We start from the raw sequence: 22,008 nt of genomic DNA, 5'->3' as shown, positions 1-22,008 counted from the left end.
CCCGGCCGGCCCGTCACGACGGGTCGCCGCCCAGCAGGAACTGCGCCATCACGCGGGCGGTCCCCCGCCGGATGGTCTCGCTGGCGGTCGATTTGTCGATATCCAGCGCCTCGGCCACCGCGGCGAGCGTGGTCCCCCGCGGGACCTCGAAGTAGCCCATGTGCAGCGCGGTGGTCACGCACTCGCGCTGGCGTTCGGTCAGCAAGGCCTCGCCCTCGGCCGCGTGGACGACCGACAGCAGTTCGTACGCCTGGTCGCTCGCGTCGAGCGCGTCCCCGACGGCCTCGAACTGGCTGCGGGTCGCGGTGAGGTCGAACTCCATGACGCCGTTCTCGACGACGATGGGGAACTCCGGCGGGAGCGAGGACGCCCAGAGGAACTCGTAGAGTCCCTGCTCGACGGCCTCGTACTGGGCGATGGCCCGTCCCTCGCCGGCCCACAGGGGCTCGTACTCGGAGATGTCCGGGTGATCCCTGATGGCCTCGGCGACGGGCTCGGGGTCGTCGGCCCGGACCTCGCCCAGTTCCAGCGCCCGGTCGCCCATCGGGACGCCCGTGAGCAGTCGTAGCGTCGCGTCCGGGAACCGCGTCGAGACTGTCGTGACCCACATCCCCTCCCGGAGCGCTAGCCGGAAGCGCGCGCGTATCACGGCCCTCGCTCCCGTTGTCGTCGGATTCGTCGAGCGGCCATCGCTGCCGTCCGTTCGTCCCCACCACGGATAAACGTCGGGCCGCCCGCCGCCGGCCCGGACATCGGTCATACTGCCTCCCGGTACCACGCCGCGGCCGCCAGCAGCGAGCCCAGACAGACCGACGCGACGAGCGCCAGCAGGACCGCGAAGGCGAGGTAGCCAACCGCCGGGTCGGCGTAGGGCAGTATCACGTCGCCCGGCGGCTCGACGGCCCACGGGCTGACGTGGAAGTACGCGAGCATCGCGGCGCTGCACGCGAAAAAGCCCGCCCAGTAGCGGTTGCCAGCCCGCCCCGACAGCGTCAGAGCGAGTCCGACGGCGATGAGCGGGTAGACGACGAGGCTGTACGTGAAGGGGGTGACCTGACTCGTTATCGGCCAGCCGACGTGGTTGCCCCTGACGACGTGGTCGACGTGGTGGGCGACGCCGAGCAGCGTCGACACCGCCATCACCAGGTACACCACGCGCGAGACGGCGGTTCGGTTCGTCAGGGCCGTCGGATCGTCCGTTCCGTGCATGTTCGAGTTGCGCCTCGACAGCGAGTTGGCGATTTGACCAACATGTTGGGCTCGGTCCCGGAACCACGTGGCACTCGCTCACATACCCCTCGACTTCGGGTGGAGATTCCCGACGTGTCGAACGGTAGGCTCATTGGGGGCAAGGGCAAACGCCGCTGTAGATGGTAGCGACGAGTCTGCTGGTGACGCTCACCGTGGCGGCAGCGGCGAGTCTGTTTATGGCGTGGGCAATCGGAGCCGGTTCGTCGGGGTCGACACCGTTCGCCCCGGCGGTCGGCGCCAACGCCATCTCGGTGATGCGGGCCGGCTTCTTCGTCGGCCTGCTGGGCCTTGCCGGCGCGGTGTTGCAGGGCGCGAACGTCACCGAGACGGTCGGCGGCGGCCTCGTCCTCTTTCCCGACGGCGGCGGCCTCTCCGCGATAGCGGCCATCGTCGCCCTGGTGACCGCCGCCGTCCTCGTCGCTATCGGCATCTTCACCGGCTACCCCATCGCGACGGCCTTCACCGTCACCGGGGCCGTCGTCGGCGTCGGGCTGGCGATAGGCGGCCAGCCCGCCACCGCGAAGTACGTCGAAATCGTCTCGCTGTGGGTCGCGGTCCCCTTCGTCGGCGGCGGCATCGCCTACGCGACGGCGTACCTGCTGCGCCACGAGTCGGTCGCCGAACCCGTCCTCGTCCCGGTGCTGGGTGGGCTGGTCGCGGCCCTGCTCGCGAACGTCCGCTTCGTCCTGCTCGCGCCCGGGTCCGCACAGGCCTCCGTCGCCGAGGCGGTCGCGACGGCGGCGGGGACGCCCGCGCTCCCGACGATAGTCGGCGTCACCCTGCTGGCGGCCCTGCTCGGCGGAGGACTACTCGCCTACGATATGCGTGCCGACCCCGCGGCGGGCCAGCGGCACTTCCTGCTCGTGCTGGGCGGGCTGGTCGCGTTCTCCGCGGGCGGCAGCCAGGTCGGCCTGGCGCTTGGCCCGCTGCTCCCCTTGCTGGACTCGGGCCCCGCCGCGGTGATTCCGCTCACCGGCATCCTGCTCTTTGGCGGCCTCGGGCTGCTCGTGGGCTCGTGGACCGGCGCCCCCCGGATGATAAAGGCGCTCTCGCAGGACTACTCCTCGCTGGGCCCGCGACGCTCCATCGCCGCGCTCATCCCGAGTTTCCTCATCGCGCAGTCGGCCGTCTTCTTCGGCATCCCCGTCTCGTTCAACGAGATTATCGTCTCTGCCATCGTCGGGTCGGGGGCCGCGGCCGGCGGCGGCGAAGTGAGCCGCAGCAAGATGGGCAAGACGGTGCTGGCGTGGCTCGGGTCGCTCGTGCTCGCCTTCGCGCTCTCCTATGGCGTGTTCTTCGCCATCGATTCGCTCGTCTGAGCTGTGTCCGCCCGGTTTGCTGGGCGCTGTTGTGGCCTTCGGAAATTGGCACGCGGTGGCCGCCACATACAGGGCGCGAGTCGGTCGCGGTTGAGTGGCCGTTAGGACCCGATTGGAGGGGCAGTATCGGTTCTGGCGTGACCGGTATCTCACACGCATACCCCCCGAACTCTGTCTTTGTCCGGCGATGGTCGGCCGACGTTGCCGGCTGCCGTCCGGTGGGAACGTATTTATCGACACGACGTGTCCGTTGCTATGCGATGTACCAGATACTTCTGCCGGTAGACGACGATACCGATCGGGCGGCCGCTCAGGCCCAGTACGTCCTGGGGCTTCCCGGTGAGACGGACGAGGTCACGGTGACGGTCGCTCACGCCTACGCCGACGGGCCAAGCAGCGACGGCAGTGACAGTTTCAACGAGGAGAGCCCGGGCGTCATGGAAGCGGTGGACGTCCTCTCTGCCGCCGGCGTCACGGTCGAGCAGTCCGAGCTGTACGTTCCAGTCGCGGAATCGATTGTGGAGATGGTGAACGATATCGGGGCGGACAAAGTCGTGGTGTCTGGACGGGACCGCTCACCCACCGGAAAGGCCCTCTTCGGGAGTGTCACCCAGTCGGTGGCGCTCAACTCGCCAGTCCCGGTGACCATCGTCGGGGCCGAATGAGCCACCGATGGGTCAGCAACTCGACAGCGAAAGCCCCGAGTTCGTGACTCCCGATTGGCTGTGTGAGACGCGGCAAACGAGGAAGGCGGTGTCGTCGCCTCGTGTGTGCTGACCTCGTCCTCTCTGTTCAGCAAGACTGATGAGACCCATCAGTGAGCGGGGCTCTCTGGCTGTAGAACGTCCAGACGACAGCGGTCGTTAGGGGGGTCTGGCGGCCACTGACGGTCGAGAACGGACCGTCTCACTCTGGCTGGACTTCTTCGGCCTCGGCGTCCTCGTCGGTCGGGAGCTTGACGATGCGGGCCTTCATGATGCGGGTGTTCTCGACCTGCTCGATGCGGATTTCGACACCCTCGTAGGTGATGGTCTCGCCCTCCTCGACGAGGCGGCCCGCACGATTGAAGATGAAGCCGGCGATGGTCTCGAACTCCTCGCCCTCCGGGAGTTCGAGGTCCAGGGCCTCGTTGACCTCCTCGATGTTGACCTCGCCTTTGACGGTGACGGTGTCGTCGCCGATGTACTCGATGGGCTCCTCTTCCTCGCCCTCCAGAATCTCGCCGACGATCTCCTCGGTGAGGTCCTCCATCGTCACCAGCCCCTCCGTCGTCCCGAACTCGTCGATGACGATGACCATGTGGAGCCGTTCGGCCCGCATCTCGGTCAACAGGTCGTCGACGTTCTTCGACTCGGGGACGTGTAAGGTCGGTTCGATGAGCTCTTCTAAGACGATGTCGTCGGCGAACTTCTCGCCGTAGTCGAGGTCCCGGACGAGGTCGCGGATGTGGACGACGCCGATGACGTTGTCGAGGCTGCTCTCGTACACCGGGAGCCGGGCGTGACCGCTCTGGATGGCGGTCTCCAGCGCCTCCCGAATCGAGGCGTCCTTCGCGACGGCGGTCATGTCGAGCCGGGGGGTCATGACCTCCTTGGCGATGGTGTCGTTGAACCGGAGCGTGCGCTGGAGCATCTCGCGTTCCTCCTCGTCTAAGACGCCCTCGCGCTCGCCGGTCTCGATGATGTCCTGAATCTCCTCGCGGGTGACGTAGGAGGTCTCGATGGCCGACCGGCCGCCGGTTATCTTGTTGACGATGCGGGTCAGGTAGTCAAAGAGGAGAATGAGCGGGAGCAGTACCTTCTCGGCGGCCTTGAGCGGCTTGGCGATGGTGAGCGCCCACGACTCGGTGTTCTCGACGGCGTAGCTCTTGGGGGCGCTCTCGCCAAAGAGCAGGACGATGGCGGTGATACCGAAGGTCGCCGCGAGGACGGCCTGGCCCCGCGAGAGGTAGAAGCCGAGCAGCCCCGTCGCGATGGAGGACATCGCGATGTTGACGAGGTTGTTGCCGACGAGGATGGTCACGAGCAGGCGGTGGGGGTCGGCCTTCAGCTCCTTGAGCGTTCGAGAGCCGGGGACGCCGTCCTCGACTAAGGCTTCGGTCCGGTGGGCCGGCAGGGAGAACATCGCTATCTCCGAGGAGGAGAAAAACGCCGAGAGGAGGATGAGCAAGACGATGGTGGCGATGCCGCCGACGAGGACGGCGCTCTCGGGGACGGCGACGCCGACGACTTCGAAGGTCTGGAGCACCGCCGTAGACGACGCGACGGCGTTGGGTGGGGCCATCAACGGTCGGAGTTGTCATCGCCGGGGATTAAGCCTTGCCATGGTCGGAGCCCGAAGCCCTTAGGGGCGTCTCGCCCGTACTCGCGGCCGTATGAGCGACATCACGCTGTACCGGCTGCAGGCCTGCCCGTTCTGCGAGCGGGTCGTCCGCACGCTGGACGACCTCGGACTGGACTACCGCTCGCGGTTCGTCGAACCGATGCACTCGGAACGCGACGTGGTCAAACGGCTCACCGGCAAGCGCACCGTCCCGGCCATCGTCGACGAGGCGACGGGCGTGACGATGAGCGAGAGCGCCAACATCGTCGCGTATCTGGAGCGGACCTACGGACAAGCGGCGGCCGAAACCGGGGAGGCCGCCTGATGGCCGAACTCGACTTCGACGTGGTCGAACTGGGGCCGGCCGACCACCCCGAGGAAGGCGAGACGGCCCCCGACTTCACCCGGCCGCTCGTCAACGACGAGTACTGGGCGGACGCCTCGCTCGCCGAGGTGTGTGCCGACAGCGACGACCCCGTGCTCCTCCTCTTTCACGCGATGGACGGCGCCTTCCCGGCGACGTACCTCTGGAACGAGGTCCGCGACCGGGGGTGGCACGAGGACGCGACCCTCGTCGGCGTCTCCATCTCGACGCCGTACGCCCACAAGGACCTGCTCCACGAGCGCGACATCGAGGGCCAGGCCCGGCTGTTTTCGGACCCGAAAAACGGCGTCGCCGAGGCCTACGGCATCGACATGGACGCGAGCGGGATGGACGGGCTCACCGAGCCCCGCCCCGCCATCTTCCTGCTGGACGACGAGCGCACCGTCGAGTACGCCTGGGTCGGCGAGGAGTGGCCCGCATTCCCCGACTACGACGCCGTCGAAGCGCAGCTGTGAGCGACGAGAGGCACGGGGGAGGCCCCGACGGAGCGGCGGTCGATAGCGACGCCATCGCCGCGGCCGCCGCGGCTATCGGTGACGGCGACCTGGTCGTCTACCCGACCGAGACGGTGTACGGGCTGGCCGCCGACGCGGCCGACCCCGACGCCGTCGAGCGCGTGTTCGAGGCGAAGGGCCGCTCGCGGGACAAACCGGTGTCGATGGCGGTGCCGGACGTGGAGACCGCGCTGGCGTACACCCGTCCCACGGAGCGCGAGGAGCGGTTCATGCGCGACTTTCTTCCGGGACCGGTGACGCTGGTCGTGGAGCGCCGGGAACAGGTGCCCGACGCCCTGACCGGCGGGCGGCCGAAGGTCGGCATCCGCATCCCGGACCACCCCGTCGCGCTCGAACTGCTGGCGGACGCCGGGCCGGTGACGGCGACGAGCGCGAACGTCTCGGGGAACCCCAGCGCCACGACCGTCGCCGAACTGGACGAAATCACAGACCGGGTCGCCGTCGTGCTCGACGCCGGCGAGACCGACGGCGGGACCGGTTCGACGGTGGTCGACGCGGAAGCGGACACCGTCCACCGCCGCGGGGCCAGCGCCGACGCCGTCGAGCGGTGGCTCGACAGCGAGTAGCGCCTCAGGCCTCGACGGGGACGGCCTCGTCCGACTCTATCCAGGCCCCGGCGTCCCGGTCGCCGTAGACGAGGGTCCGCTCGCCGTCCCCGCGGTCGTACCGGGTCGCGTGGTAGCCACCGAACGGTTCCCACTGCCACCCGCGGGCCGGGTCGGGGACCGTCGAGTCCGCGAGCGCGGCCGCGATAGCCGCCGGCGAGGTGGCGGCCGAAAGCGGGACGACCGCTACCGCGCCCGCGGCGGTCAGGGTGACGCTGTAGCCCGCGTACGGGAAGACGATGTCGCGGCCGTCCTGGTCGTATTCGAGGTACTCGGCCAGACACTCCAGGTCGACCGCGTCGTGCAGCGGCGGGAGGTCGAGGGGGTCGGCGCCGGCCCTGTCGGCGACGGCGGTGACGATGTCGACCGCGAGCGACGCGCTGTCGGGCGTCCAGTTCTCCGTCCGGTTCGTGGCGTGTCTCATATCGGAAGGGAAGACCCGAGCGGGCGTAGGGCTTCCCACCACGAGTATCGCCGCGCCAGTAGCGTGATACTAACAGTGTCGCTGTGACACTCGTTCGCTTGCCGCCCCGTCTCACAGCAGCGACCGCAGCGACCGCGTGGTGACGCCACACTGCTCGCGGTAGTCACAGGGCCGGCACTTGGCGTCGTTTTCGGTCCGGGCCGGCGGCGCGTCGACGGACTCGGCGACCCGCAGCGCCCGGCGGTACCGGCCCGTCCGCCGCGGGCCGATGTCGACCCCGCGGACGACGCCGTGGGCGGGGTACTCCGCGAAGGCCCGCTCGACGGCCCGTTCGCGCTCCCAGGACAGCGCCTTCGCCGCCGCGACCAGTCGCACGGACTGGGGTGCCCAGACCCCCTCGTCGGGCGGGCGTCCGGCAAACACCAGCGACGGGACGGTGCCGGCGTCGGTCCGGACGAGTTTGTGGGCGACACCGCGGGCGTCCTTGCCGGCCAGATACACGTCAGTCTCGGCGGGGGCCGCCAGGGCGTCCCAGTCGTCGAGGCGGTCGCGGGCCGCCCGCAACCGCGCGCGGACGGTCCCGGGGTCGGGTTCGACGGGCGCCGCAAGCAGCGCCGCGTCGTCGGCGAGCAGGCGCTCGTACTCGCGGGCGAGTCGGCGTATCCGCTCGATTTCCTCGGGGACGTCGGGCGGGCCGTCCCGACGGCGGTAGTAGAGCTTTCGCGGGCAGTAGGCCGCGGTTTCCAGCTCGCGGAAGGTGTGGTCGGCCATGCGCCCGGGTGGGGCCGTGCTAGGTGAAAAACGTTCGCCGGGTAGGGGCCGCCGACCGCGCTCACATCGACACGTCGGCGTCCGAATCCAGCGAGTCGATGTCCTCGGTGGCCTCGTCCAGTCCGGTCTCACGGACGGCGGCCGTCATTCGGGTCGACAGTCCCGCGTCGGCCAGCGCGTCCTCGAACTCGCTGGTAAAGCGGTGGCTCACCCGCCGCGTTGCGGCCCGGGCCTCGACCACCCGGCGGTAGCGGGCCGCGGTCCCGGCGTCGATATCGAACGCCGCGGCGAGGTCGGCGTCCGTCGCCTCGTCGCCGACGACGCGTTTCCGGAACGCGGCTACGTCGAAGGCGGCGTCGTCGTCGGACTCCCGCAGGAGGTGCAGGTCGAGTCGGGCCTCGACGACGGCCGACTCCTCGACGCCGAGTTCGTCGGCGATGGCCGCGTCGTCGCGGCCGGCGTAGAACGCCCGGACCAGCGTCACCAGGGCCGAATCGTCCAGCGCCGTCCGGAAGTCGTAGCGCTCGCGCATCCGCGCGACGGTCTCACCGAGCCGTCCGTCGACCGCCGCCTCGTCGGTGTCGGTCAGCGACCCGCGGCCGGCCGCCTGTGACTCCGTCACCGACGCGTCGCCGGAGACGTCCATGAAGATGTCCCTGAGCCGTTCTGTCTTCTCGTCCATCCGACCGGTATATTACCACGCCGGCGTATATAGCTGTTCGGTACCCCGGCGCCGCGCTTCCCACCGCGGAAATGTCAGGTAGATTATTGCAATAGATACTTATCGAACATGCAAAACACTAGTACGGATTTGGAGCCTCTCAACTGCGGAAATTTTTCTCCCTCAGCTACTTCATATTTCATTTCTCACATATCTGGTACTTAATGGAAGGGCAAAGGTAATCTACCCTGTCACTAATGCTGTACTCATGTTCGACAGAACGTACACGAGACGGACGCTGTTACGACGGAGTCTAGCGACGGCGGGCGCGGGGGCGCTGGTGGGTGCTGCCGGCTGTTCGAGTATCCCGAACCCGCTCGGCGGCGGGGCGTCGTACGCCGACTGGTTGCCGGTCCCGGACGATATCGGCGACAGCGACCACTACAACTTCACCTACCTCAACCTGGACGACTTCGAGTCCAACGAGGACGAAATCGACGAAGAGAGCTTCGACCCCGCGAGCTACGAGGACTTCTGGGACCCCCTGGATATCGACTGGGAGGACGTGTCGGGGCTGACGATTCTGGGCTTCGGTGGCATGTTCGGCTTCGGTGGGTTAGTCATCGAGGCGGAGTTCAACCGGGACGACGTCATCTCGGACCTGGAAGACGAGGACTTCGACGAGGACGGCGACCACGAGGGCTACACCCTCATGCTCGACGAGAGCGAGTCACAGGTGTACGCCATCGGCGACGGTGCCGCCGTGTTGACCCCGGCGAGAGACACCGACGGCGAGTCCTCTAGCGGCGAGACCGGCACCGCCGAGGCGGTTATCGACGCGAAGACCGGCAACGCCGACCGCTACGCCGACGACAGCGAGGCCATGAGCACGCTCGTCGACGAACTCGGGGGCGGGACGCTCGTCAGCGGCCGCACGATGGAGGAACCGGAGGACGCGAGCCCGGAGAACGGCACCTTCGACGCCATGGTCGCGCAGGGCCAGCAGGCCAAAATCAACGGGGAGACCACCGACGTGAAGTACGTCGTCGTCTACGAGAGCAGCGACGACGTGGACACCGGTGATCTGGAGGACTGGGTCGACGAGAACGACGGCAGCGACGAGCAGTTCGACGACGTCGACGACATCTCGTACAACCAGAACGGTCGCACGGGCGTCATCTCCGGAACCATCAACACCGACGACCTCTAGACACGTCTTCGCGGACGCCTCGCCGCATCACAAGCGTCAACTAGCTCGCAGCTTTCCTCCCGTCTATGTCCGGTAGCGAACTGACCCGGCGGGCGCTGCTCCGACGGAGCGGTGTCGCCGTCGCCGCGGGGGTCGCCAGTGCCGGTTGTTCGACGCTGTCCGGGTCCGGCGGCGACACCGACGTGTACACGCGGTGGCTACCGGCGCCGTCGGCCCGGAACGTGAGCCACTACTGGTTCGACTACTACGACCTGTCGGCGCTGGCGGCCCAGCGGGAGTCTCTCGGGGGCGAGCCGACCGTCTTCGAGCGGACGTGGGCGCCCGTCGGGCTGGACTGGGACGACGCCACGGCCGTCGTCGCCGTCGACGGCGTCGACGTCGTCACCGCCGAGTTCGACCGGGACGGGGCCGCCGCCGACCTCCGCGAGGCGGACTACGAGCGGGCGGGCGAGTACAAGGGGTACGTCCGCTACCGCGACGCCGACACGGGGAGGGTGTTCGCCGTCACCGACGGCACGCTGCTCGTCTCGTCGGCTGAGCGGTACGCTCCGGCGTCCGTCGCCCCCAGCGAGCGCCTCGAGACGGTGGTCGACGCGGTGACCGGTGACATAGAGCGGTACGCCGAGGTCGACGAGGACATGCGGGCGCTCGTCGAGGAACTGGGGACGGCCACGATAGTCAGCGGGACGACGCGGGGCGGCCCCGACGCGGCCACGACGGGTAGCGGCCGGTTCGAGAACCTGGTCGCCCGGGGCACGAGCAGCGCCGTCGACGGCGACACCGTCGAGGAGACGTGGGTCTATCTCTACGACCGTCCCGAAGACGTGGACCTGGCGGCGCTCGAAGCCTACGTCGAGGCGAACGACGACCCCGCCGACGGGGCCGACGCCCCCTTCGCGACGGTCGAGGACATCTCCTACGCCAGGGAGGGGCGTACGGGAATCGTCACCGGGACCCGCGACGCCGAGGCGTACTACGCCTAGAGCAGTTCGAGGACGCCCATCGTCGCGCCGGCGAGCAACAGTTCGAACGAGAGGGTCCCGAGCGCCGAGAGCGCGACGAAGCGGCGGGTCGTCATCCCTGCCACCCCCGCGGGTACGGTCAACATCCCGCGGGTAAAGAGGAGGGTGTTGCTCACGGGGACGGCCAGCACGCCGTAGCTGTCGAACGCGTCACCGAAGCGGTCCAGGCGACCCTCGTCGACGCGGAACCAGGGACGCGCCAGCAACCACTCTCGGCCGCCCCGCTTCGCCAGGAGGAACAGCACCGTCTGGCCGGCGGTGGCCCCGACGACGGCGACCAGCAGGATGGCGGCGACCGTCGGGACGTGGTACCCCTCGGCCCGCCCGGCCAGGACGGTCACCGCCGCCGGGACGAGCGCCTCGCTGGGCGCGAAGTAGAGCAACATCGCGCCTTCGAGGACGAACGCGAACAGGAGCGCCGCCAGCCCGTACCGCCGCAGGAGCGACTCGGCGGCGCCCGGGTCGAGGACGTACAGCGCGATACCGGCCAGACCCAGCACGGCAAAGAGGCCGGCGACGACCACCAGTCCGTAGTCCTCGGCGACCGCTCTGACCGGACTGCGCGCCGGGGCCTCCGGGGTCTCGGGTGCCATCGCCCGAAACATATCCCGAAAGCGACATATTACTTGCGTTCGGCGAGCGGTGGGTTCATGGCCCTCAGGGTCACACACCCGCACATGGACATGACACGTCGCCCACGCCGGCTCCGGACCGACGGCGTGCGGCCGCTGGTGCGGGAGACGGCGGTATCGGCGTCGGACCTCATCGCCCCGGTGTTCGTCGACGCGACGACCGACGAGCGAGTCCCCATCGAGACGATGCCGGGCCACGAACGCGTGCCCGTCGACCAGGCCGTCGCCCGCGTCGAGGAAGTGCTCTCGACGGGCGTCGAGGCTATCATGGTCTTCGGTATCCCCGAGTCGAAAGACGAGCAGGGGTCGCGGGCCTGGGCCGAAGACGGCGTCGTTCAGGAGGCGGTCCGCCGTATCACCGAGGCCACCGACGCCTACGTCATCACGGACGTCTGCCTCTGTGAGTACACCAGCCACGGCCACTGCGGCCTGCTGGAGGCGGGCGCCAGAGCGGACCCGGACCTGACGGTGCGCAACGACGAGACGCTGGACCTGCTCGGAAAGATATCGGTCAGTCACGCACGCGCGGGCGCGGACATGGTCGCCCCGTCGGGGATGATAGACGGGATGGTCGGCGCCATCCGCGAGGCGCTGGACGACGACGGGCACACCGAGGTGCCGATTATGAGCTACGCGGCGAAGTTCGAGTCGGCCTTCTACGGCCCCTTCCGCGACGCCGCGGACGGCGCGCCCGCCTTCGGCGACCGCCGACACTACCAGATGGACCCCGCCAACGCTCGCGAGGCCCGTCGAGAAGTCGAACTCGACGTCTCCCAGGGTGCGGACGTGCTGATGGTCAAACCCGCCCTGCCGTATCTGGACGTCGTCGCCCAGGTCCGCGAGGATTACGACCACCCGGTCGCGGCCTACAACGTCTCGGGCGAGTACGCGATGCTCCACGCCGCCGCCGACAAGGGGTGGCTCCAGCTCGAGGAGGTCGCCCACGAGTCGCTGCTCTCTATCAAGCGTGCGGGGGCCGACCTCATCCTCACCTACTTCGCCGAGGACATCGCCGACCGGCTCTGACGGTTGCCGTTCGTAAATTTTCACCCCGGGATCGGGTTCCGAACCGCAACTCTTCGCGGCGAAGTTCGGTAGTGCGCTCGTCGATTGTTGTATCTGACCGCGGAGAAGGCCGTTCTGCCGCCGCTCGCGAACCGACACCGGGTCCGACCGCCGAGTTCGCCGGCGCGCGCAAGCGCTCGGGCCCAAAACGGGCTCGAAACCGCGAAATCGGGGTTTACGAACGTCCAAAATACGAGCGGACAGACGCGCCGTTTCTTGACGGAGAACAACCTTATATCCATAATATCCTATGGTAATCTGAACGTTCGTCTACTGCAAACCCTCGAACCTTCGATTTCGTAAACCAAATCCTTATGTAGTGTTGTTGCCAGAGATTTCTCCGTGAACGACTTGACGAAGTTGGCGCTCGCGCCGATAAAGTTGGACGTTCAAACGCAATAATCAGACAGAAATCATGGTACTCGAACCACTACAAGCAAGCGACCTCGAAACGTTAGTCACGGGGGTAAACCTCCTGTGGGTCCTAGTCGTAACGTTCCTGATCTTCTTCATGCACGCCGGCTTCGCGATGCTGGAAGCGGGGCAGGTGCGCTCGAAGAACGTCGCGAACCAGCTTACGAAGAACCTGCTCACCTGGTCGGTCGGGGTGACGGTGTTCTTCGTCATCGGTGCCGGGTTCTCGTCGCTGGTCGGCGGGAGCGGCTTCGTCCCGGCGTTCCAGACCTCTGACCCCAACAGCTGGGTCAGCTGGCTGTTCGGCGCCGTCTTCGCGATGACGGCGGCGACCATCGTCTCCGGGGCCGTCGCCGGCCGCGCGAAACTCCGCGCGTACATCACGTACACGTTCCTGCTGGCCGCGGTCATCTACCCGTTCGTGACGGGCATCACCTGGGCCGGCGCGTACATCAGCTTCGGCGGCGAGGCGTTCCACGACTTCGCCGGCGGCATGATCGTCCACGGCATGGGCGGCATCGCCGGGCTGACCGCCGCCTACGTCCTCGGGCCGCGCATGGGCCGGTACAACGACGACGGCAGCGCGAACGTCATCCCCGGCCACTCGCTGACCTTCGCCGTGCTCGGGACGCTCATCCTCGCCTTCGGCTGGTACGGCTTCAACGTCGGGACCGCCGCGTCGGTGTTTGCCCTCAGCGAGTCCGGCGAACTCACGCTCGGCGCGTTCTCCTACGTCGGTCGCGTCGCGATGACGACGACCATCGCCATGGCCTGCGGTGCTATCGGCGCCGCCGCCGTCGCCTGGGCCAAGACCGGCAAGGTCGACACGCTCTACGTCGCGAACGGGCTGCTGGCCGGGCTGGTCGGCATCACCGCGATTCCGGACACCACCACCTGGTGGGGCGCGTTCCTCGTCGGCGGCCTCGCCGGCGCCCAGCTGCCCATCGTCTTTGGCTTCGTCGAGAAGCGCCTGAAGATAGACGACGTCTGTGCCGTCTTCCCCGTCCACGGGAGCGCCGGCGTGCTCGGGACCCTCATGTTCCCGTTCGTCGCCACGCCCGGCACGGTCGGCTCTGTCGCGAACGCCTTTATCGCACAGCTCATCGGCGTGGTCGCCATCGCCGGCTGGACGATTGTCGCGACCGGTGCGGTCTGGGCCGTGCTCAAGGCCGTCGGCCAGGCCCGCGTCACGCCCGAACACGAACAGGAAGGCCTCGACGTCAGCGAACACGGCGTCGAGACCTACCCCGAGTTCGGCTCCGGCGACAGCGTCGTCGCCGACGGTGGTATCATGAACGAAGAGGTACGTACTGACGGAGGTTCCAAAGATGACTGACGACACCGACATCAAGATGGTCGTTGCGATGGTCCGTCCCGACAAGCTCGGCGACGTGAAACAGGCGCTCGCGGAGGTCGGCGCGCCCTCGCTGACAGTGACGAACGTCTCCGGCCGGGGCTCCCAGCCCGCGAAGAAGGGCCAGTGGCGCGGCGAGGAGTACGTCGTCGACCTCCACCAGAAGGTCAAAGTCGAGACCGTCGTCGCGGACATCCCCGCCGACGACGTGGTCGAAGCTATCGCCGAGGGCGCCCACACGGGCGAGAAGGGCGACGGCAAGATATTCGTCATCCCGGTCGAGGACGCCTACCAGGTCCGGACGGGCAAGACCGGACCCGAGGCCGTCTGAGCGGCGGGCGATGGTCGACGATATCGACAGACAGGTGGTAAACGCCCTACTGCGCGACGGTCGGGCGAGCGCCCGCGACGTCGCCGCCGAGACCGGCGTCGCCGCGACGACGGTGTCGCGGCGGATGGACCAGCTGGTCGACGCCGGCGTCATCGAGGAGTACACCGCTCGCGTCGACTACGGGGCACTGGGGTACGACGTGACCGCCGTCTTCCAGCTGTCGGTCGATGGCAGCGGACTCGAGACGGTGACGGCGCGGCTCCGCGACCTCGACAACATGGTCGCGGTGTACGAGGTGACCGGTAGCCACGACATCGTCGCCGTCGGGAAGTTCCGCGACACGGAGGAGATGAACGCACACATCAAGGAGCTACTGACCGACCCCGATATCCGCACTGCCGCCACCTCCGTCGTGCTGAACACGGTCCGCGAGCACGAGCAGTTCACGGTCGAAGAGACCGACGAGTAACCACACGCTGCCGCGGTTGCACTGCCCCGGCAGGCGAGACACTGCCACGGCTGTGCTGCCCCGGCAGGCGAGACACTGCCACGGCTGTGCTGCCGTGGCGGGCGAGGCACGACGCGGCTGTGCTGCCGTGGCGGGCGAGGCACGACGCGGCTGTCCTGCCGCGTCGGCCGTGTTCTCCGTTTTCAAGCACTGATAGTGGCGACGGTGCCGTTAAGCCGGTCGCCTCGCTCGATGGGGTATGGGCCTGCAAGTCGACGTGCGAAAGCTCGACCTCTTCAACCAGATGGCGAAGGAGGGGTCGGGAACCGTCGCGGACCACCTCGGCCAGCTCACGGGGCTTCCCGCCTCGGTACACACCTCACAGATAAACTTTCTCGACGTCGCGGACGTCGCGACACACATCGGCGACGACCGGCAGGTCGGCATCTACGTCGAACTGACCGAACCGCCCTACGGCTACGTCCTGTTCATGCTCGACCCGGCCGACAGCAAGCGCCTGGCGAGTGCGATGATGGGCGGGATGGGCGACCCGAGCGAGGGCGAGGGCTTCTCGGACATGGAGCGCTCCGCGATGGGGGAGATAGGCAACATCATGACCTCCGCCTTTATCGACGGCTGGGCCAACGTCCTCGATACGACCATCGACATGGGGACGCCCAACTTCGTGCTGGGCCCGGCCGGCGGCATCATCGAGAAGATGGGCGGCTGGCCCGACTCGGAACTCGTCTTCGTCATCGACTCCCAGATTACCGTCGAGGACGGCGACTTCGGGATGACCGTCTACACCTTCCCCGAACTCGAAGACCTCGTGGCTCTCATCCAGGGTATCGACCTCGATACGGACGTGGCCGCCGACACGCAGGCCGACGACTTGGTGTAGGGCCAGGCTCTCGGCGCTGTGAGCCACGCGCTCGTCTCGTCGGCCCCGCTCGATATTCGCTAGCCGTGGCGCTCGAACGCGAGACAACGACCCGACAGCGGGGCTGGACACGAGCGGGGTCACTGTCGCGGTTCCGCTGTCGGACCGATGGCCGCGCTGACGAGCCTCGGGCCCGTCTACTCGATGAGTTCGGGCGCGGCGTCGTAAGCCACCGCCTGGTCGGCCGCCGATTCCGTGTCGGGGTGTTCGGGGTCGGCCATGGTCAGTCGTCCGCCGAGAGCGGTTCGCCGTTGGGGTCGGTCGGCGCTGGGCTCTCGCCGTCGTCGAAGGGGTACCACGACTGCTTGGCGTCGGTGAGACAGGGGTCCTCGTACCCCGTGACCTCCTCGGGTTCGGCGAGTTCGACGAGGGTCTCGTGGCCGGTGGCGGCGACCCAGTCGCTGAAGGTCTGTCCCGCCGAGCGCAGCGCCGCGTAGGCCTCGACGATGTTGCGAATCATCCCGGGCACCTCGTCGGCGGGAACGCGCTGGCGGACCCACTCGGTGAACTCGGCCTCCTCGCCCATGCCGCCGCCGACGCCGACGTCGAGGGCCTCGACCATCTCGCCGTCCTTGCGGGCGCGCATCCCCTGTAAGCCGATGTCGCCGGTCATGGCCTGGCCGCAGTCGGCGGTACAGCCCGAGTAGTGCAGCTTGATGCGGTCGACGTCGCTCGGTAGCTCGACGTTGTCGCCCAGCCAGCGCAGCATGCGGGCCATCCGGGCTTTCGTCTCGGTGAGCGCCAGCGAGCAAAACTCCGTCCCGGTACAGGCCATCGCGCCCTGCGTGAACGGGTTCGGTTCCGGCGAGTACTTACCCAGGAACGGCTCGTTCAGCAGGTTCGCCAGGTTGCCGTCGGGCACGTCCATGATGAGCGGGTTCTGTCGGCGGGTCAGGCGCACCTCGCCGGAGCCGTAGGCGTCGGCCAGGTCCGCCAGTTTAATCGCGTCCTCGGCGGGGAGTCGGCCGACCGGCACCGAGAGGCCGACGTAGTTCCTGTCGTCTTTCTGGTCGTAGACGCCGACGTGGTCGTGGGCACCGAACTCCGTGCTCTTGCCGGCGTTGTACGTGTACTCGCCGCGGAAGTCCGTCCCGGCGGTCTCGAACTCGAAGTCCAGGCGCTCGTCTAACTCCTCGCGAATCTGGTCGGTGCCCAGTTCGTCGACGAAGAAGCGCGCGCGGTTCTTCGCGCGGTTGGTCCGGTTGCCGTTCTCGTGGTAGTACTCCACGAACGCACGGACCGTCTCGACGGCGTGTTCCGGCCGGATGAAGAGGTCCAGCGGGCGGGCGTTGCGCGGTTCGCGGCCGCCCAGGCCGCCACCGACGCGGACGTTGAACCCTTCGACCTCCTCCCCGCCGATGAACTTGCGGGCCGGTTCCAGCCCGATGTCGTTGATGGCGTCCTGGGCACACCCCTGCTTGCAGCCCGAGACGGAGATGTTGAACTTCCGGGGCATGTTGCTGAGGTCGTCGTCCCCGCGGATGGTCGCCTGAATCTCGTCTAAGATGGGCCGGGACTCGATGTACTCCTCGGCCTTGCCGGCGACCGGACAGCCGGAGATGTTGCGCATGGTGTCCCCGCCCGCGGAGCGCGAGGAGACGCCGACGGCCTCCAGTTTCTCCCATATCTCCGGGACGTCCTCCAGCTTGAGCCAGTGCATCTGAATCGACTGTCGGGTGGTGAAGTCGACCCAGCCGTTGCCGAACTCGGGGTTCTCCACGGGTCCCTTGGCGTAGTCGCGCGCCACCTCGCCGATGGCGCGCAACTGGCCGGGCTCTAAGACGCCGCCGCAGTTGGTCAGTCGCATCATGAAATAGGACTCCTGGCCGCCGCGGTGGTGGAAGACACCCCAGAACTTGAACCGGGAGAACCACTCGTCGTGTTCCGCTTCGGGGATGGCCTCCCACCCCTTCTCTGCGAACTCCTCTAGCTTCTCGCGGACCTCGTCGCCGTACAGTCCCGACTTGATGTCCTCTTTCTTATTCCCCATCGTGGACACCTCCTGCGATTGAGATTCGTTTAATTATATCCCGCTTCGTAGCTTGTATCTCGTACATCTCTCGTGTCCTATACCTGTTCTATGGCGTGTTAAGGGTAATCGTTAACAAATGCGTGTATTTTCTCGGAGCTGCCGACAATCGCCAAATCCGCCGTCGCGGACGGACCGGGTCGAGCCGGTATTGTCCATCTTCCAAATAACGCCCACCGGGACTGCCGTTCGTCAACCCCGGTCGCGCTCGGTCGGCTGCGTGGCCGACGACGCGCTGTCCGTACACGAACGCGAGAGCACTCGGCCGGGCGACGACGAGCCTGTCAGTCGTCGCTCGTCGAAGCCGGTGCGTCGCTGCCCGACCCGCCGACGAAGCCGCTGGTGTTGGCGACCGACGCGATTTCGGGCTGGAACACCCACGCGGCCAGCAGTACGAACGGAATCATCGACGCGGCGACGACGGAGTAGCCGATGTGGAGACTCGACAGCCACGGCGCGGAGTAGACGAGCGGGTAGACGATACCGCCGACGGTGCCGACACCGCCGACGACGCCGGCGACGGCGCCGGAACTGTTGGGGAACATCGCCGGCACCTGCGCGAAGATAGCGCCCTCGGCGAACGCACACGCGGTCCCGACGAGGAAGCCGACGGCGACGGCGTTCAGCAGGACCCCCGAGAGGCCCGCGAGCGTCATCCCGAACATCGTGACGACGATGAAACACAGTGAGACGAACGTCCACTGTTCGCGGTAGCGCCCGTGGAAGACGGGGAGGATGTTCTGCTCCTTGCGCGCGAGCAGGTCGCTGACGTAGCCCCCGATGGGCCGGAGCAGTCCGGCCGCGACGGAGAAGGTCGCGGCGAACGTGCTCGCGAGCACGAGGTTGTCCTGGTTGAACGCCTCGCGGTAGTAGGTCGCGAGCCAGCCGTTCATCGACAGTTCGAGGCCGAAAGACATGATGTAGGCGACGGCGAGGACGACGGTCCCGTAGCGGGTCGCCGTGTGGAGCCAGTCCGTGAAACTCGCGTTGTCAGCGGTCGCCTGGCGCTTCGCCTCGCTCTTTGCGGCCTCGCCGAGCGTGTAGTAGGCGACGGCGAGGAAGATGGAGACGACGCCGGTGTAGAAGAAGGCGGCGCGCCAGTTCGTCGAGAACAGCGGGCCGCTCCAGCCGGTGCCGAAGACCCGCGGCAGGATGAGCGCGCCGCCGGCCGCCCCGGCGTTGCCGACCCCGGCGTAGATGCCCTCGGCCAGCCCGAGGTTCTCCTCCTCGAACCACTCGGCGACGTGCTGGATGCCGATGACGAACGTGATACCCGCAGTCGCGACGATGAGCCGCGTCACGAAGAACACCGTGTAGTCCTGTGCGAACGCGCTCGCCATGGAGAACACCCCCACGTAGGCGAGCACGATGGCGAATATCGTCGGCGCGCCGTACTTATCCGAGAGCCACCCGGTCAGCATCCGGCCGAAGGGCGCCATCCAGATGGCGGAACTGGCCAGGATGCCGATTTCGGCGGTCGTCAGCCCGAACTCCTCGGCCATCGGCCCGGTGAAGGGTGCGAAGGAGAACCATATCAGAAAGGAGAAGTTGAACCCGATAGTCGCGAGCAGCAGCGTCCGGTACTTCGTCATCCGAATCAGTCCCATCGTGACACCTCCGCGTCGGCGGACACACGCCCGACTCTGGAACAGTCTGGTTGTACTTCACGAACTTTATTCCCAATTCGAATTACGTTTGAACACATTATCTCCGAATATCACAATGGAGGGGGAAATAATAACCCTGGCCGTTTACAAAAGCCGAATTTCCCGCAGGTGTTCGGACGACCGGACAATCCCGCCTTCGCCGCGCCACCGCTGACGCCGTTTTTTCTCAACATCAAAAAGTCGGTCAGTCAACGCTCGAATCGTCAATCGGCCCGCCGACAGTACTAGTTCCTCTAGCACCTGCAAACACCCCCTACGGATTGAAACGGCCACCGACAGCACTACTGAAAAAGGGAACTTGGCTGTTGTGATTTGTGGCGTATTTTCGCCCATCGAAAATGTTATCCGGGGAATCGAACGAAATCATCTAGTATATGGGGTCAATTACTGAACAAACATGCGACAGCTCGGTTCGCCACACCACGCGGCCGGGCCCCACTCGTCTACCAGGGGCCGTGGCGGGTCACCGGACGGCGGTTCTCCGGGCGGTGGTGCGGTAGATGGCCCACTGGAAAGCGACGACCTGCATGCGGTGTGCGGTCGGCTGCGGGCAACACCAGCGCGGCGTCGACGAGGGGTACGGCGTGGACAAGGTCCGGGGGAACTACGACCACCCGACCTCGGAGGGGCTCGCCTGCGAGCGCGGCATCCGCGAGACGGAGAACCCCAGCGGCGAGTGGCTCACGGAACCGCTGGTCCGTCGGGGCGACACGCTCCGACCGGCGACCTGGGAGACCGCGCTGGGCGTCGTCGCCGCGGAGTTCATCGGGACGATAGCCCAGGACCCGGACAACATCGCCGTGCTGGGGAGCGGCCAGCAGACCAACGAGGCGGCCTACGCGCTGGGGAAACTCGCCCGCGGCGGCATCGGGACGACGTACTTCGACGCCAACACGACGCTGTGTATGGCGTCGGCCGTCACGGCGTACTACGACGCCTTCGGCAGCGATGCGCCGCCCTGCACCTACGACGACATCCCGGTCGCACAGAGTCACGTCGTCTGGGGCGCCAACCCCGCGGCGGCCCACCCGGTGCTGTACCGCTGGATTCTCGACAGCGCCGCGGACGACGACAGCCGCCTCGTCGTCGTCGACCCCGTCGAGAGCGAGACGGCCGCCGACGCCGACCACCACGTCCAACTGGAACCCGGGACCGACCTCCAGCTCGCACGTGCGGTACTCGCGCGGCTGGTGGCGACCGACCGCGTCGACCGCGACTTTATCGACGCCCACACCGACGGCTACGACGCGCTGGTCGAATCGCTGCCGGCCGCCGCCGACGCCGCCAGCACCGCCGGCGTCTCCGCCGAGACGGTCGAGGCGCTGGCGACGACCTTCGAGGACCGGACGCTGCTGTACTGGGGGATGGGCGTCAACCAGAGCACCCACGGCACCGGCGCCGCCCGGATGCTCATCAACCTGTGTCTGGCGACGGGGAACCTGGGACCGGGGACCGGCCCGTTCTCGCTGACCGGGCAGGCCAACTCGATGGGCGCCCGGGTCTGTGCCTCGAAGGGGACCTGGCCCGGCCACCGCGACTTTACCGACCAGGACCACCGCAGCGCCGTCGCGGAGGCCTGGGGCGTCCCGCTGAACCGCCTTCCCGACGACGCAGGTCCGGGGCCCGTCGGCATCGTCGACGAGATAAACCGCGGCCACATCGACGCCGTCTGGACCGTCGCGACCAACCCCGTCGCCGGGATGCCCGACGCCACGAACGTCAAGCGGGCCCTCGACGACGTCTTCCTCGTCGCCCAGGACGCCTTCCGCTCGGAGACCGTCGAGCACGCCGACGTGGTCCTGCCCGCGGCGACCTGGGGCGAATCGGAGGGGACCGTGATGAACATGGAACGGCGCGTCTCCCGCGTGACGGCGGTCAGCGACGTGGTCGACACCGTCCGCCAGGACCTCGACATCATCGCCGCCGTCGGCCACCGCATCGACGACGACCTGTTCGACGCACCGCCCCTGGAGCCGGAGGCGGTCTTCGACGAACTCCGGGGGCTGACGGCGGGGACGCCGACGGACCTCACGGGCATCAGCTACGACCGACTCGACCGGGAACTGGCCGTCCGCTGGCCGGCGCCCGACGAGGAGACGGAGGGCGGCTATCGCTACTGCGACGCCGACGGCGAGTCGTGGTCGTTCCCGACCGAGACCGGCCGGGCGCAGTTCTCGACGGCGACCTACCGCGGGCTGCCCGAACCCACCGACGCCACGTATCCGCTCGTGTTGACGACCGGCCGGCGACCGGAGGCGTACAACACCGGGGTGCGGACCCGCGACGAGACGACCGACGTCCCGATAGCCCGCATCAACCCCGAGACTGCCGGCCAGTACATCGAACTGCTGGACCGCGGGCGGACCGTCGTCGAGTCGCGCCGGGCGCGCGTCGCGGTCAACCTCACGCCCGATGCCGGCGTCCCGACCGGCGCGCTCTGGATGGACGTCCACCACCCCGCGGTCAACGAGTTGACGCTCCCCGCCATCGACCCCGACTCCAACGAACCGAACTACAAGCAGTGTGCGGTCAGACTGGCGTCGCCCGACACGTCCACCACCGTGACCCGCGCCGGCATCGCGCGGCCCGGGACGCTCGACGACGACTGACGACCGCTCGGCCGCGGCGGCCGTCTCGCCCTCC

The 22,008-nt window shown here is 67.7% G+C and carries 22 protein-coding genes; 13 read left to right on the top strand and 9 right to left on the bottom strand.

Annotated features, from left to right (window positions below; all coding sequences use genetic code 11):
* Positions 1-13: 13 nt before the first annotated feature.
* Together NDI86_RS10290 and NDI86_RS10285 are read right to left on the bottom strand one after the other, a co-directional pair.
* On the bottom strand, positions 14-760 hold the full coding sequence (locus NDI86_RS10290) for a helix-turn-helix domain-containing protein (RefSeq protein ID WP_310900334.1): 747 nt from the start codon (positions 758-760) through the stop codon (positions 14-16).
* Positions 757-1,209 carry a hypothetical protein gene (locus NDI86_RS10285; RefSeq protein WP_310900333.1) on the bottom strand — a complete coding sequence of 151 codons (453 nt, stop codon included), beginning with the start codon at positions 1,207-1,209 and terminating at the stop codon, positions 757-759. The genes NDI86_RS10290 and NDI86_RS10285 overlap by 4 nt, the downstream gene beginning before the upstream one ends.
* 161 nt (positions 1,210-1,370) lie before the next feature.
* On the opposite strand from NDI86_RS10285, the gene NDI86_RS10280 reads away from it, so the two are divergent.
* The gene (locus NDI86_RS10280) at positions 1,371-2,570 is read left to right on the top strand and encodes an inorganic phosphate transporter (protein WP_310900332.1); all 1,200 of its coding nucleotides are present in this window, start codon (positions 1,371-1,373) and stop codon (positions 2,568-2,570) included.
* A gap of 260 nt (positions 2,571-2,830) precedes the next feature.
* Entirely contained in the window at positions 2,831-3,235 is a 405-nt protein-coding gene (locus tag NDI86_RS10275) for a universal stress protein (protein ID WP_310900331.1), read from the top strand.
* Positions 3,236-3,476: 241 nt separating this feature from the next.
* Here NDI86_RS10275 and NDI86_RS10270 read toward each other — a convergent pair whose 3' ends face one another.
* Positions 3,477-4,853, bottom strand: coding sequence for a hemolysin family protein (locus NDI86_RS10270; protein WP_310900330.1), 1,377 nt, complete (start codon positions 4,851-4,853; stop codon positions 3,477-3,479).
* A 91-nt stretch (positions 4,854-4,944) separates the two neighbouring features.
* Here NDI86_RS10270 and NDI86_RS10265 point away from each other — a divergent pair, with 91 nt between their 5' ends.
* The 3 genes from NDI86_RS10265 to NDI86_RS10255 are packed head-to-tail and all read left to right on the top strand — an operon-like array spanning position 4,945 to position 6,358.
* Positions 4,945-5,217, top strand: coding sequence for a glutaredoxin family protein (locus tag NDI86_RS10265; protein ID WP_310900329.1), 273 nt, complete (start codon positions 4,945-4,947; stop codon positions 5,215-5,217).
* Positions 5,217-5,732 carry a redoxin domain-containing protein gene (locus tag NDI86_RS10260; RefSeq protein WP_310900328.1) on the top strand — a complete coding sequence of 172 codons (516 nt, stop codon included), beginning with the start codon at positions 5,217-5,219 and terminating at the stop codon, positions 5,730-5,732. Before NDI86_RS10265 ends, NDI86_RS10260 begins: the two co-directional genes overlap by 1 nt.
* On the top strand, positions 5,729-6,358 hold the full coding sequence (locus tag NDI86_RS10255) for an L-threonylcarbamoyladenylate synthase (protein WP_417936260.1): 630 nt from the start codon (positions 5,729-5,731) through the stop codon (positions 6,356-6,358). The genes NDI86_RS10260 and NDI86_RS10255 overlap by 4 nt, the downstream gene beginning before the upstream one ends.
* A 4-nt stretch (positions 6,359-6,362) precedes the next feature.
* Here NDI86_RS10255 and NDI86_RS10250 read toward each other — a convergent pair whose 3' ends face one another.
* From NDI86_RS10250 to NDI86_RS10240, 3 genes are all read right to left on the bottom strand, one after another.
* Positions 6,363-6,821: a HalOD1 output domain-containing protein gene (locus NDI86_RS10250; protein WP_310900327.1), complete on the bottom strand. Its 459-nt coding sequence runs from the start codon at positions 6,819-6,821 to the stop codon at positions 6,363-6,365.
* A 111-nt stretch (positions 6,822-6,932) separates the two neighbouring features.
* The gene (locus NDI86_RS10245) at positions 6,933-7,592 is read right to left on the bottom strand and encodes a CRISPR-associated protein Cas4 (RefSeq protein WP_310900326.1); all 660 of its coding nucleotides are present in this window, start codon (positions 7,590-7,592) and stop codon (positions 6,933-6,935) included.
* A 61-nt stretch (positions 7,593-7,653) separates the two neighbouring features.
* Entirely contained in the window at positions 7,654-8,274 is a 621-nt protein-coding gene (locus NDI86_RS10240; RefSeq protein ID WP_310900325.1) for a conditioned medium-induced protein 4, read from the bottom strand.
* A 247-nt stretch (positions 8,275-8,521) separates the two neighbouring features.
* Between NDI86_RS10240 and NDI86_RS10235 the strand changes: the two genes are divergently transcribed.
* Together NDI86_RS10235 and NDI86_RS10230 are read left to right on the top strand one after the other, a co-directional pair.
* Complete coding sequence (locus NDI86_RS10235; protein WP_310900324.1) at positions 8,522-9,463, top strand: hypothetical protein; 942 nt, start codon at positions 8,522-8,524, stop codon at positions 9,461-9,463.
* A 65-nt stretch (positions 9,464-9,528) separates the two neighbouring features.
* Entirely contained in the window at positions 9,529-10,446 is a 918-nt protein-coding gene (locus NDI86_RS10230) for a hypothetical protein (protein WP_310900323.1), read from the top strand.
* Here the strand turns inward: NDI86_RS10230 and NDI86_RS10225 are convergent.
* On the bottom strand, positions 10,443-11,078 hold the full coding sequence (locus tag NDI86_RS10225) for a DedA family protein (protein ID WP_310900322.1): 636 nt from the start codon (positions 11,076-11,078) through the stop codon (positions 10,443-10,445). The two genes, NDI86_RS10230 and NDI86_RS10225, sit on opposite strands and share 4 nt — an antisense overlap.
* Positions 11,079-11,162: 84 nt before the next feature.
* On the opposite strand from NDI86_RS10225, the gene hemB reads away from it, so the two are divergent.
* From hemB to NDI86_RS10200, 5 genes are all read left to right on the top strand, one after another.
* Positions 11,163-12,143, top strand: coding sequence for a porphobilinogen synthase (gene hemB / locus NDI86_RS10220; protein WP_310900665.1), 981 nt, complete (start codon positions 11,163-11,165; stop codon positions 12,141-12,143).
* A gap of 454 nt (positions 12,144-12,597) precedes the next feature.
* A complete protein-coding gene (locus NDI86_RS10215) occupies positions 12,598-13,932 on the top strand; it encodes an ammonium transporter (RefSeq protein ID WP_310900321.1) in 1,335 nt (444 codons plus the stop codon).
* Positions 13,925-14,281 (top strand): P-II family nitrogen regulator, encoded by a 357-nt coding sequence (locus NDI86_RS10210; RefSeq protein WP_310900320.1) that lies wholly within the window; start codon positions 13,925-13,927, stop codon positions 14,279-14,281. The genes NDI86_RS10215 and NDI86_RS10210 overlap by 8 nt, the downstream gene beginning before the upstream one ends.
* Before the next feature lie 10 nt (positions 14,282-14,291).
* Entirely contained in the window at positions 14,292-14,750 is a 459-nt protein-coding gene (lrp, locus tag NDI86_RS10205; protein WP_310900319.1) for an HTH-type transcriptional regulator Lrp, read from the top strand.
* Between the two features lie 238 nt (positions 14,751-14,988).
* Positions 14,989-15,630 (top strand): chemotaxis protein CheC, encoded by a 642-nt coding sequence (locus NDI86_RS10200; protein WP_310900318.1) that lies wholly within the window; start codon positions 14,989-14,991, stop codon positions 15,628-15,630.
* A gap of 262 nt (positions 15,631-15,892) precedes the next feature.
* On the opposite strand, the gene NDI86_RS10195 is transcribed toward NDI86_RS10200, so the two are convergent.
* Together NDI86_RS10195 and NDI86_RS10190 are read right to left on the bottom strand one after the other, a co-directional pair.
* The gene (locus NDI86_RS10195; RefSeq protein ID WP_310900317.1) at positions 15,893-17,659 is read right to left on the bottom strand and encodes a nitrite/sulfite reductase; all 1,767 of its coding nucleotides are present in this window, start codon (positions 17,657-17,659) and stop codon (positions 15,893-15,895) included.
* Between the two features lie 323 nt (positions 17,660-17,982).
* Positions 17,983-19,305, bottom strand: a complete 1,323-nt coding sequence (locus tag NDI86_RS10190; protein ID WP_310900316.1) for an MFS transporter — start codon at positions 19,303-19,305, stop codon at positions 17,983-17,985.
* A 560-nt stretch (positions 19,306-19,865) separates the two neighbouring features.
* Between NDI86_RS10190 and nasA the strand changes: the two genes are divergently transcribed.
* Positions 19,866-21,974 (top strand): assimilatory nitrate reductase NasA, encoded by a 2,109-nt coding sequence (gene nasA / locus NDI86_RS10185; protein WP_310900315.1) that lies wholly within the window; start codon positions 19,866-19,868, stop codon positions 21,972-21,974.
* Positions 21,975-22,008: the final 34 nt, after the last annotated feature.

Source organism: Haloarcula onubensis (assembly GCF_031624605.1).
Taxonomy (GTDB): Archaea; Halobacteriota; Halobacteria; order Halobacteriales; family Haloarculaceae; genus Haloarcula; species Haloarcula onubensis.
The sequence above is the reverse complement of the archived record's forward strand: the minus strand, read 5'-3'. Positions and strand labels throughout refer to the sequence as shown.

What these genes read in the sequence shown, in the direction of transcription:
- NDI86_RS10215 (WP_310900321.1), top strand. Translation starts at nt 12,598, where the DNA reads ATGGTACTCGAACCACTACAAGCAAGCGACCTCGAAACGTTAGTCACG.
- NDI86_RS10275 (WP_310900331.1), top strand. Translation starts at nt 2,831, where the DNA reads ATGTACCAGATACTTCTGCCGGTAGACGACGATACCGATCGGGCGGCC.
- NDI86_RS10260 (WP_310900328.1), top strand. Translation starts at nt 5,217, where the DNA reads ATGGCCGAACTCGACTTCGACGTGGTCGAACTGGGGCCGGCCGACCAC.
- NDI86_RS10240 (WP_310900325.1), bottom strand. Translation starts at nt 8,274, where the DNA reads ATGGACGAGAAGACAGAACGGCTCAGGGACATCTTCATGGACGTCTCC.
- NDI86_RS10265 (WP_310900329.1), top strand. Translation starts at nt 4,945, where the DNA reads ATGAGCGACATCACGCTGTACCGGCTGCAGGCCTGCCCGTTCTGCGAG.
- hemB (WP_310900665.1), top strand. Translation starts at nt 11,163, where the DNA reads ATGGACATGACACGTCGCCCACGCCGGCTCCGGACCGACGGCGTGCGG.
- NDI86_RS10230 (WP_310900323.1), top strand. Translation starts at nt 9,529, where the DNA reads ATGTCCGGTAGCGAACTGACCCGGCGGGCGCTGCTCCGACGGAGCGGT.
- NDI86_RS10210 (WP_310900320.1), top strand. Translation starts at nt 13,925, where the DNA reads ATGACTGACGACACCGACATCAAGATGGTCGTTGCGATGGTCCGTCCC.
- NDI86_RS10285 (WP_310900333.1), bottom strand. Translation starts at nt 1,209, where the DNA reads ATGCACGGAACGGACGATCCGACGGCCCTGACGAACCGAACCGCCGTC.
- NDI86_RS10290 (WP_310900334.1), bottom strand. Translation starts at nt 760, where the DNA reads ATGACCGATGTCCGGGCCGGCGGCGGGCGGCCCGACGTTTATCCGTGG.
- NDI86_RS10190 (WP_310900316.1), bottom strand. Translation starts at nt 19,305, where the DNA reads ATGGGACTGATTCGGATGACGAAGTACCGGACGCTGCTGCTCGCGACT.
- NDI86_RS10245 (WP_310900326.1), bottom strand. Translation starts at nt 7,592, where the DNA reads ATGGCCGACCACACCTTCCGCGAGCTGGAAACCGCGGCCTACTGCCCG.
- NDI86_RS10200 (WP_310900318.1), top strand. Translation starts at nt 14,989, where the DNA reads ATGGGCCTGCAAGTCGACGTGCGAAAGCTCGACCTCTTCAACCAGATG.
- NDI86_RS10195 (WP_310900317.1), bottom strand. Translation starts at nt 17,659, where the DNA reads ATGGGGAATAAGAAAGAGGACATCAAGTCGGGACTGTACGGCGACGAG.
- NDI86_RS10250 (WP_310900327.1), bottom strand. Translation starts at nt 6,821, where the DNA reads ATGAGACACGCCACGAACCGGACGGAGAACTGGACGCCCGACAGCGCG.
- NDI86_RS10235 (WP_310900324.1), top strand. Translation starts at nt 8,522, where the DNA reads ATGTTCGACAGAACGTACACGAGACGGACGCTGTTACGACGGAGTCTA.
- NDI86_RS10280 (WP_310900332.1), top strand. Translation starts at nt 1,371, where the DNA reads ATGGTAGCGACGAGTCTGCTGGTGACGCTCACCGTGGCGGCAGCGGCG.
- nasA (WP_310900315.1), top strand. Translation starts at nt 19,866, where the DNA reads ATGGCCCACTGGAAAGCGACGACCTGCATGCGGTGTGCGGTCGGCTGC.
- NDI86_RS10270 (WP_310900330.1), bottom strand. Translation starts at nt 4,853, where the DNA reads ATGGCCCCACCCAACGCCGTCGCGTCGTCTACGGCGGTGCTCCAGACC.
- NDI86_RS10225 (WP_310900322.1), bottom strand. Translation starts at nt 11,078, where the DNA reads ATGGCACCCGAGACCCCGGAGGCCCCGGCGCGCAGTCCGGTCAGAGCG.
- lrp (WP_310900319.1), top strand. Translation starts at nt 14,292, where the DNA reads ATGGTCGACGATATCGACAGACAGGTGGTAAACGCCCTACTGCGCGAC.